1 protein-coding gene and 1 pseudogene are annotated in these 1,195 nt (G+C 70.0%); both read right to left on the reverse strand.

The window, feature by feature from the left end; all coding sequences use genetic code 11:
• Positions 1 to 951, reverse strand: a 951-nt coding sequence (locus tag FLX08_RS39895; protein WP_244313245.1) for a Gfo/Idh/MocA family protein, incomplete at its 3' end; no start/stop codon positions are given.
• 15 nt (positions 952 to 966) lie between these two features.
• Positions 967 to 1,195 (reverse strand): annotated as a pseudogene (locus FLX08_RS39900) (sugar ABC transporter substrate-binding protein); the annotation flags it as partial.

Raw genomic sequence — 1,195 nt, forward strand, 5'->3', positions numbered from 1 at the left:
GAGGACCCTCCGGAAACCGGCGTCCCGCTCGGCGGCGTCGTAGAACCACAGTTCGTTCATCGCCTCGAAGTCGAAGGCCAGGCTGCCCTCCGAGCCGTTCACCTCGATGCGCAGCGCGTTCTTGCGGCCGGTGGCGAAGCGGGTGGCCTCGAACGAGGCCAGCGCCCCGCCCTCGAAGCGGCCGATGAACAGCGCCGCGTCGTCCACCGTCACCTCGCCCATCGCACCCGTGCCGCCCTCGCCGGCGAGGCCGCTCGACCCCTCGGCGAGTGGTCGCTCCTTGATGAAGGTCTCGGTGAGCGCGCTCACCCCGGTCAGCGACCGGCCGACGATGAACTGCGCGGTGTCGATGATGTGGGCGCCGATGTCCCCGAGGGCGCCCGATCCGGCCTTGTCCTTCTGCAGCCGCCAGACCAGGGGAAACTCGGGGTCGACGATCCAGTCCTGCAGATACTGCGCCCGCACGTGCCGGATCTCGCCGAGCCTGCCCTCCTCCACGAACCGCCGGGCCAGCGCGATGGCGGGGACGCGGCGGTAGTTGAAGGCGACCATGCTGCGCACGCCGCGCGCCGCCGCCTCCTTCGCCGCCGCGGCCATGGTCTCGGCCTCGGCCACGGTGTTGGCCAGCGGCTTCTCGCACAGCACGTGCTTGCCCGCCGCCAGCGCCGCGATCGCGATCTCGGCATGGCTGTCACCCGGCGTGCAGATGTCCACGATCTGCACGTCATCGCGTTCGACGAGCCGCTTCCAGTCGGTCTCCACCGCCGCCCAGCCGAGCTTGGCCGCCGCTTCGGCCGTGCGGTCGGGCGACCTGCCGGACAGGGCCGCCATGACGGGCCTTACCGGCAGGTCGAAGACCGAGGCGACGCTCCGCCACGCCTGCGAGTGCACGCGTCCCATGAACGCGTACCCCACCATGCCGACACCGATCGCCGGCCTGCTGTCTGTCACTAGATCTCCCCCGAATCAGGATTCGAAGCCGAGCGGCAGATACTTCTGCACGTTCTCCTTGGTGATGGTCTCGGACGCCAGCGTGATCGACTGCGGCACCTCCTGCTCCAGCAGGTCGCTCATGCCCTTGCCCTGCGCGATCAGCCGCGCCAGCTTGATCGCCGAGCCGGCCATCGTCGGGCTGTAGGTGACCGTGGCCTTCAGCACGCCGTTGTCGGCCTGGATGTCGCGCATCGCGTTGGCG

The sequence above is a fragment of the Microbispora hainanensis genome (assembly GCF_006874475.1).
Lineage (GTDB): Bacteria > Actinomycetota > Actinomycetes > Streptosporangiales > Streptosporangiaceae > Microbispora > Microbispora hainanensis.